10 protein-coding genes are annotated in these 7,620 nt (G+C 72.1%); 1 reads left to right on the top strand and 9 read right to left on the bottom strand.

What is annotated here, in order from left to right:
- Window positions 1-26: 26 nt before the first annotated feature.
- The 5 genes from ACFQO7_RS12025 to ACFQO7_RS12045 form a co-directional block, all read right to left on the bottom strand.
- Complete coding sequence (locus ACFQO7_RS12025) at window positions 27-368, bottom strand: MerR family transcriptional regulator (protein WP_360535753.1); 342 nt, start codon at window positions 366-368, stop codon at window positions 27-29.
- A gap of 76 nt (window positions 369-444) precedes the next feature.
- Complete coding sequence (locus tag ACFQO7_RS12030) at window positions 445-945, bottom strand: Hsp20/alpha crystallin family protein (protein WP_361051162.1); 501 nt, start codon at window positions 943-945, stop codon at window positions 445-447.
- A gap of 302 nt (window positions 946-1,247) precedes the next feature.
- Entirely contained in the window at window positions 1,248-1,868 is a 621-nt protein-coding gene (locus ACFQO7_RS12035; RefSeq protein ID WP_376806441.1) for a GNAT family N-acetyltransferase, read from the bottom strand.
- 59 nt (window positions 1,869-1,927) lie between these two features.
- On the bottom strand, window positions 1,928-2,578 hold the full coding sequence (locus ACFQO7_RS12040; protein WP_376806442.1) for a tetratricopeptide repeat protein: 651 nt from the start codon (window positions 2,576-2,578) through the stop codon (window positions 1,928-1,930).
- Window positions 2,579-2,721: 143 nt separating this feature from the next.
- Window positions 2,722-3,123, bottom strand: a complete 402-nt coding sequence (locus ACFQO7_RS12045) for a VOC family protein (protein WP_376806443.1) — start codon at window positions 3,121-3,123, stop codon at window positions 2,722-2,724.
- A 114-nt stretch (window positions 3,124-3,237) separates the two neighbouring features.
- Between ACFQO7_RS12045 and ACFQO7_RS12050 the strand changes: the two genes are divergently transcribed.
- Window positions 3,238-3,441: a hypothetical protein gene (locus tag ACFQO7_RS12050; protein WP_376806444.1), complete on the top strand. Its 204-nt coding sequence runs from the start codon at window positions 3,238-3,240 to the stop codon at window positions 3,439-3,441.
- On the opposite strand, the gene ACFQO7_RS12055 is transcribed toward ACFQO7_RS12050, so the two are convergent.
- From ACFQO7_RS12055 to ACFQO7_RS12070, 4 genes are read right to left on the bottom strand one after another with little or no spacing between them, the layout of a single operon-like run.
- Complete coding sequence (locus tag ACFQO7_RS12055; RefSeq protein WP_376806445.1) at window positions 3,428-4,654, bottom strand: adenylosuccinate synthetase; 1,227 nt, start codon at window positions 4,652-4,654, stop codon at window positions 3,428-3,430. The genes ACFQO7_RS12050 and ACFQO7_RS12055 overlap by 14 nt on opposite strands.
- Window positions 4,651-5,616: a hypothetical protein gene (locus tag ACFQO7_RS12060; RefSeq protein ID WP_376806446.1), complete on the bottom strand. Its 966-nt coding sequence runs from the start codon at window positions 5,614-5,616 to the stop codon at window positions 4,651-4,653. The genes ACFQO7_RS12055 and ACFQO7_RS12060 overlap by 4 nt, the downstream gene beginning before the upstream one ends.
- A 10-nt stretch (window positions 5,617-5,626) precedes the next feature.
- Window positions 5,627-6,610 carry a lipopolysaccharide kinase InaA family protein gene (locus ACFQO7_RS12065; protein WP_376806447.1) on the bottom strand — a complete coding sequence of 328 codons (984 nt, stop codon included), beginning with the start codon at window positions 6,608-6,610 and terminating at the stop codon, window positions 5,627-5,629.
- Window positions 6,607-7,338 carry an NUDIX hydrolase gene (locus ACFQO7_RS12070; RefSeq protein ID WP_376806448.1) on the bottom strand — a complete coding sequence of 244 codons (732 nt, stop codon included), beginning with the start codon at window positions 7,336-7,338 and terminating at the stop codon, window positions 6,607-6,609. The genes ACFQO7_RS12065 and ACFQO7_RS12070 overlap by 4 nt, the downstream gene beginning before the upstream one ends.
- Window positions 7,339-7,620: the final 282 nt, after the last annotated feature.

Here is a 7,620-nt window from a genome sequence, read left to right on the forward strand (position 1 = left end):
CCCCGGGAAGCCGGATGGGTCCCGCTTCAGGGCTGCTGCGGCGGGGCTGCCAGCCGGCTCTGCAGGATCGCGATCATGGCGTTGGCGGCGGCCAGCCGATACTCCAGGTCGACGATGCGCACGACGGCGTCGAGTCGCAGGCCTTCGTCGGCCAGGATCCGCGCGCGATCGGCGCGTTCGAGGTCGTCGCGGCTGTAGCGGCGGTGACCGCCACCGGAGCGGTGGGAGGCGAACAGGCCTGCGGTCTCCACGGCGCGCAGGAACGCGGGAGTCACGCCGATCGCCTCCGCCGCCGTGCCCATCGCGTAGGCGGGGAAGTCGGCGTCACCCAGTGCCGCCGCGAGCCGTTTCGGTGTCTGCTCGGCCACAGTCGCCTCCATGGTGGGGCCGGTGCCCGGGTCGGCGCACCAAGTCGGCGCCGCCCGGGCTCGCGGACCGGGTTGATCAGGTGTGCGCGCCCGCGCTCACCTGGCGGCGTTCGGTACGGCTGTCGCCACCCTCGACGGTGATCATCCGCTGGCCGGCGGTGGTGCCGAGGGTCTTCTGGTCCCCGTGGGAGACCTCGATGCGGCGCGGCTTGGCGCGCTCGGCCACGGGGATCGTCAGGGTCAGCACCCCGTCGCGGTATTCGGCGCTGATCGCCTCGACGTCGAGGCCGTCGCCCAGCACGAGCTGGCGGCTGTAGCTGCCGGAAGGCAGCTCTGACACGAGGTAGGCGGCGTCCTCGGGGTCGCGGCGGCGGCGCTCACCGCGCACGGTCAGAGTGTTGTTCTCCGCGGACACGTCGAGGCTGTCGACGTCGATGCCGGGCATGTCGAACCGTACGACGAACGTGTCGCCGGTGCGCAGGCAGTCCATCGGCATCAGCGCGGGCGTGCGGGCCGCGCCGAACACCTCACCGGCGAGCCGGTCGAGGTCGCGGAACGGATCGAACCGCATAATCATGATCAACACACCTCCGTAAGGATATCGGCCGCAAGTTGTCTCTTGCGCGCTCAGCAGAAATTCTATACCGGCTACGTCAGATTTCAAGCCTCAACCAATAAAGAATCCCGGCTCAGTCGAGCTCCACCACCCGGCTCGGCGATCGGCATGCCAGTGCCCCCGGAGCAACTGCCGACCCCATACGGCGTGCCGCTCGGAGGCCTGGTGCGCACCTGTCCATCCGGGAAGGTCAGGCGCTGCGTACGGCAGGAATCTTCTCGTCCCGCACGGCCGCGTATCGTGCCGGGCGGCACCGCTCGTGCTCACACCGGCGACGGCTCCCGCGCGGCGCGGACCATGCGGATCTCCCGCACCCCGTCTTCGACCAGGGCCGTCCCGTCGGCGACGAAGCCGTGCCTGCGGTAGAACGCCTGCGCGCGAGGATTCGGATCGGCGACCCACAGCGCCGCCGACTCTGCCGGGTCGATCACCGCCCGCAACAGTGCCGGCCCGACACCCGTGCCGTGGTCGGCTGCGTACACGTAAAGCACATACAGCTGCCTCTGCCACTCCGCCGCAACGTCCAGCGGCGGGCCTGACATCGCGATCCCGATCAACCCGCCGTCCCGCTCGGCCACAGCCGACCGGTTCCCGCGGTACCGCTCATCGGTCAACGCGGCAGTCCAGAACCGCTCCCGAACAGTCGGGAAACCCGGATCATCAAGGACCGCATCCGACATGAGTCCCCGATACGTCTCCTGCCAGCACCGCACATGCACGCGCGCCATCTGGGCGACGTCCTCGACCTGGGCCGGCCGGACAGTCGGTGGGGAACCCACCGCCGCATCGTAGGCCGCGCCCGGGTGGCTGTCGAACCGGATTCGCGGCGACCGCAAGGCCGCCGGCCCGCGGTTTCCCTCGACCCGGCGAACGTTCACGGTCACGGCACCACGGCTCCGGCGATGGCGGCATACGGACGTCGGCGCTGCGCGGTCCGGATTGTCTAAATCCGGATCCTGGCCTGCTCGATGTGGCGCACGATCGCGTGGGCACCGTGCGCGCCGGCGATGGCGTCCGCCTCGTCGAGAATCGCCAGCGCGTCCGTGCGGCGGTCCTGCGCGGCGGCGATGTAGGCCAGCCCGATCATGTTGGAAGCCACGCCCGGCAGCGCCCCCACCTCGCGCCGCAGCCGGGACGACTCCTCCAGCCGCTGGCGCGCCTCGTCCAGCCGGCCTGCCGCGTGCGCCGCGATGCCCAGGTGCCGCAGCGCCTCCGCCCGGGTCGGCTTGTCGCCGGTCTGCGCCGCCAGCCGGTCGGCCCGCTCGAGGTACGGCACCGCGGTCTCGTCGTCACGCCGGATGAACTGATGGACGCAACCGATCCAGAACAACGCCTCGGCCTCGCCGCGTGTGTCGCCCAGGGCCCGGTACAGCTCGAACGCGCGCTCGAACAATGGCAGTTCCGCCGGATCCTCGGCGGCGCCGACGGCCGCGCTCTGGAACCGCGCATGCAGGATCAGCCCACGCGCCAACGCGGTATCGGCCTCGACCGCATCCAGGCCCCGTTCGGCCTCGCCCAGCGCTCCGGTATCGCCTCCGAACACCGCCCGCGCATAGACCTCCCTGGCCCGTTCGATCCGATCGTCGATGCGCATTCCCGCCCCCGCTTCGATTCCCCGCTACCTGTCGAATCCGGCAGTCTAATCGGGACAGTGTGTCGCCGTCTGTATCAGTCGCGACAGCAGCCGCCTCTTCCGGTCTGCCGGCATCTTGCAGGCATTCGCTCCTGTCGGCTCGGTCAGCCCTGGCCGAGCCGGTCCAACTCCTCGAAGATGGTCAACTGCAGTCCGGCCGGGCCGTCCAGGCGGGCGTTGAGCGAATTCCACGGTGTGCGGACCGGCTCCGCGATCACCTGCGCCCCGTTCCCGGCCAGCACGGCGGTCACGGCGGTCGCGTCGTCGACCTGCAGCGCGACGCGGATGTGCCCGGCCACCCGGCGGCCCACCTCGACCTCGTCGACGTACGCGGCATGCGGCGGATCGGCCAGCTCCAACGTCGCCCGCCCCGCGTCCAGGATGGTGACGCGCCCACCCGGAGACGAGAACGCGCCCAACTCGCCCATGCCGAGCACGTCGCGGTAGAGCCGCAGCGCCTCGTCGTAGTCGGTTGCGGTGACGACCAGTCGCAACTCGCGGACCACAGGTGACCTCCCTTGTTCGTGACTGTCCATGGCAACCCGGCAGCCGGTGAGCTTATGCCGCGACCGGCGCCGAATCTGCTCGCCGGGCGGCGTCGCGACGCCTACCGTGCCGTCATGGAGATCCGCGATTGCACCGCCGAGGTCGCGCTGATCGGTCTCGGCGTCGCCGACGACAACCCGCGGGCCGCTGCCCTCTACCTTCGGCTGGGCTACGCGGTCACCGACTGCCGCTACGTGGATCGCTGGCACTACCTGGACGCCGCCGGCGTCCGCCACGACCAGGCCGATCCCTGCGTATGGCTGGTCAAGCCGCTGTAGTCGACCGCTGCCTCTTGTCCGCCCAGGTCGGGCCATGTGAGGTGACCGCGATCGGCGCGTCGAGCACCTCGCCGACGTCGCCGAGTCGGGTGTAGACCGGCGTGGCGGTGCTCAGCGTCTGGGTGAGCTTCTCCTGGTATGCGAGGTCGCCGCGCTCGCCGGGCACGATCCGGTCCAGTGTCCCGTACGACAGGCACATCTTCAGTTCGTGGCGTTCGGTCGCGTCCAGGTGGGTGACGGCGAGGGCGTCGACGCCGCCGCAGACCTCGACGGCGTAGCGGTGGGCGACGGCGTCGAAGTGCCCGGCCCGCCACGGGCCCTGCCACGGCCCGTGGCCGTTGTGCCGCTCCGGCAGCGCTGCCGTGAGCCGCGCGTCCTCGGTGACCAGGGGCCCGGCGCCGTGGCGGGTCGTGTAGGTGCGCACGACCCCGAGGCGCATCGCGTTGCCGCCGCCGTGTTCGGCCAGCAGCGTCTCGGCGTTGTCGAAGGTGGTCGTGGACCAGGTGGTGTACGGGTGCCAGCCGCGCCACTCGTCGAGCAGTACACCCTGGGCTCCTTCGAAGACGCACGGGCCGGACAGCGCCTGCCGCGACGACGGCACCAGCCGGACCGCGGCCCCGAACCACCGGAACGCCTCGGCGACGGCGGCGACCGGCGGCGCGTCGAGGGGGCCGAGTTCGGCGGTCAGCGCGTCCCGGAGCGCGCCCAGCTTGCGGGCCAGCGCAGCCGGGGATCCGGTGTCGCCGGCGCGGACGGCCAGGTCGGGGTGGGCCAGCGCGAACGCGGCGGTCTCGCCGACGCCCATGCCGCAGGACCCGTGCCGGTCGTCGCCGCGCGCTGCTTCGCGGGCCCGGTTGGCGGCCCGGTGCCACGGTGTCGTCAGCAGCGCCTCGCGGTCGACGGTGAGCAGCTCGAACGGTGCCGCGACGCCCAGTTCGGCCAGGTGTGCGGCCTCGGCGGCCAGGGCGAGGGGGTCGACCATCATGTACCGGGACAGGTGGGTCCGGACCCCGTGCAGGGTGCCGGACCCGAACTGGGCGAAGGTGTGGTGACGCCCGTCGGGCGTCACCACGTTGTGGGCGGTCTGCGCGCCCCCGTTGAACCGGATCACGGTGCTCACCGGCCGGGTCGCGCAGAGCCAGTCCACGATGGTGCCCTTGCCGGCGTCGCCGTAGCCGAGGTCGACGACGATGACGTGGCGGGGCGTGTTCACAGCCGGGTCACCGGCGCGGTCCGGCCGCCGAAACCGGCGGGCAGCGCCGAGCGCACCAGGGCGCCGCGGGTGCTGCCGAGCGGGGCGAGCGCCTTGCCGACGCTCGGGCCGGCCGCCGACCCGGCGTCGGCGAGGTCGGTCAGGCCGGAGTCCAGGTCGGTGGTGTCCTCGCCGAGTCCGACGGTGAGGGCGATGGTCTCGCAGACGGCGTCGAGGTCGTCGAGTTCGATGACGTTCTGGCCGAGCAGCTTGCGCCAGAAGCCGAGGATCTCGGCGTCGCCGGTGTAGCTGGCCTGCGCGGGCATGATGAAGTAAACGTCGTACTTGCGCCGCAGCTCGGCGACGATCGCCTCGGTGCTGATCGGTTCGGGGATCGAGGCGCCGACGACGCGGCCCACCTCGTCGGGCTTGACCTTCCGGTAGGCCATCTCGTCGCCGATGATGAACAGGTAGCCGCGGCGGCCGCGGGCGACGGCGTCGAGGTCGGTGTGCCGGGCCATGAAGTACATGGCCAGCTCGTAGGACTCCCGGCGCTGGCCGCCTCCGCCGCCTTCGAGCAGGATCCGGCCGAGGTCGTCGTCGGTGCGGTTGTCGGACTCGAACTGCCCGATCTGCAGCGGCGCGCGGTCGCAGGTGGCGTCACCGATCGCGCCGAACAGGATCTGCGGGTCGGTGCAGTAGCCCTTGCGGATCAGCAGGCCGAACAGTTCGGGCAGTTTGGTCTGCAGCACGCGCGGCACCGCGCCCATCGACCCGGTGACGTCGAACAGGATCGCGATCGGCGTCGACTGCGGGTGCTGGTCGCTGTCGCGGCTTTCGCGGACCCGGACGCCGTGCGGGTCGAGGGCGTCGTGCACGGTGCGCGCGCCGGAGTCGCTGTAGGCGAAGGCGCTGGTGCCGGTCGCCGCGCGGTAGCCGGCGGCGGCGGCGTAGACGTCGGTGGACCATCGTCCGCTTCCCATGTTCTGCTCCTCAGAGGGTGAAGGGCCGGAATTTGCGGGGCCCGTAGAGCGTTGCGAGCAGCTCGTCGAGTTCGGCGAGCAGCCGCCACGCGTCGTGCGGGCGTGCTTTGGGGTCGGGCAGGGTGCAGCCGCGGGCGAACCGGGCCAGGGCGGGGGGTGTCCGCTCGCCCATGAGCCAGGTCATGCACCGGGTGGCGAGGTGGATGTCGGTCGCCTCGCTGGCGGGGCGCTTGCCGGCCACCTCCGGCGGGTAGAGGTCGAGGTACTCGGCGGCCAGCGCGGGCACCGTCTGGCCGGGTTCGGTGACGCTGTAGCACCAGTCGACCAGCACGAGGCCGTGCTCGTCGGGGTGGATCAGCACATGGTCGGGCACGACCGCGCCGTGCACGACACCGGCGCGGTGGGCGTAGCCGACGGCGACGAGCAGCCGCCGCCACATCCAGGCCGCGTCGCGCGGGTCGACGCCGTCGGGGTAGGACTGCTTCACCCGGGTGAGGTTCACGAAGCCGTCCTGGTGGGCGAGGATCGTGGCGGCGCGCTGCGTGCCGCCGGCGGGGTCGCGGTGGGTGAACGACTCGATCAGCTCCGGGGCGTACCCGTGGTGGCGTGCCTCGCCGTGGCTGCGCAGCCGGGTCAGGGCGCGTGCCTCCCGGCGCATCAGGTCGCTGTCGGCCGGGTGCCGGGGCAGCTTCAGCAGCGCCGTGCCGCCGTCGACGGTGTACAGGTCGGCGATGTCGCCCGCGTACGCCAGTGGCCCGATGCGGTAGGAGCCGCGGCGGGTGGCCATGGTCGTGCCGTCGCGGTGCGCGGCCCACAGGCCCGCCAGGTGGGCGAACGCGTGCGTCGCGGTCGCGGTCGAGCCGGCCGGTGCGGCGTCCGGGTGCAGGATCTTGGCGAGCGTCCGGTACGCGTGCCCGCCGTCGGCGCCGGTGAACAGGTCGGCGGGGGAGCGGGCCGCCAGCACGCGGGTGACCGCGTCGTCGAAGCCGCTCATCGCCGTTGCTCCGCCGACGGTCGCAGCAGCGCCGGGTGCAGGATGCGGGCGTCGCCGGCCCGGAAGAGCCTGGCCCGGGGGCCGCCGCGCTCGCCGCCGCGCCGGGTCGTCGCGCCGGTGTCCTCGACGAAGCCCGGCACGGACAGCACCTTGCGGTGGAAGTTGCCGGCGTGCGGCTCCTCGCCCCAGACCGCCGTGTAGACGCCGCGCAGCTGCGCGATCGTGAACTCCTCGCCGACGAACGCGGTCGCCAGCGGCGTGTACTCGATCTTGGCGCGGGCGCGTTCGAGCCCGGCCGCCAGGATCGTGTCGTGATCGAACGCGAGGCCGGTCGCGGCGGCGACCGGGACCCAGCGGGCGGCGGCGGCGTCTCCGCCGACGGTCGGCTCGGGCAGGTGCGGTGCGAAGGCCAGGTAGGCGACCGACATCACCCGCATGCGCGGGTCGCGGCCCGGGTCGCCGAACGTGGCGAGCTGTTCCAGGTGTACGCGGGGCAGGATGCCGGTCTCCTCGGCGAGTTCACGCAGTGCCGCCGCGTCGAGGGTCTCCTCGCGGACGAAGCCGCCGGGCAGGGCCAGGCGGCCGGCGTAGGGCTGCTCGCCGCGCTCGACCAGCAGCACGTGCAGCACGCCGTCGCGAATGGTCAGCGTGACGACGTCGACCGTGACCGCGACCGCCGGGTAGGCCCGTGGGTCGTAGCCGTCGAGGAACTCGCGCTCGGTGACCATGCCATGTCCTTCTCAATCTGAGATGTACTCGAACTGAGGAGAACTGTAGGGCCGGGTGCGCCCACTGTCAACGGCAGACCGCAACCCTCCTGCGGTCTGCTGACCGTCCGGTGCGGGCGGTCAGCGATCAGAGCGCGTCCACCGCCGCCTGAATACGTTGTGACGTGTGGCGACGTCGATGCCGCGCTGATCACGGCCAGCGGGCCGTACCGTTGCGCCGCGCGACGTGTCCGTGGCCATGGAAGTGTCACCGCTGGTGGCCAGTGAAAGTCCCCACCTCGC

The organism is Catellatospora aurea, from assembly GCF_042663325.1.
Lineage (GTDB): Bacteria > Actinomycetota > Actinomycetes > Mycobacteriales > Micromonosporaceae > Catellatospora > Catellatospora aurea.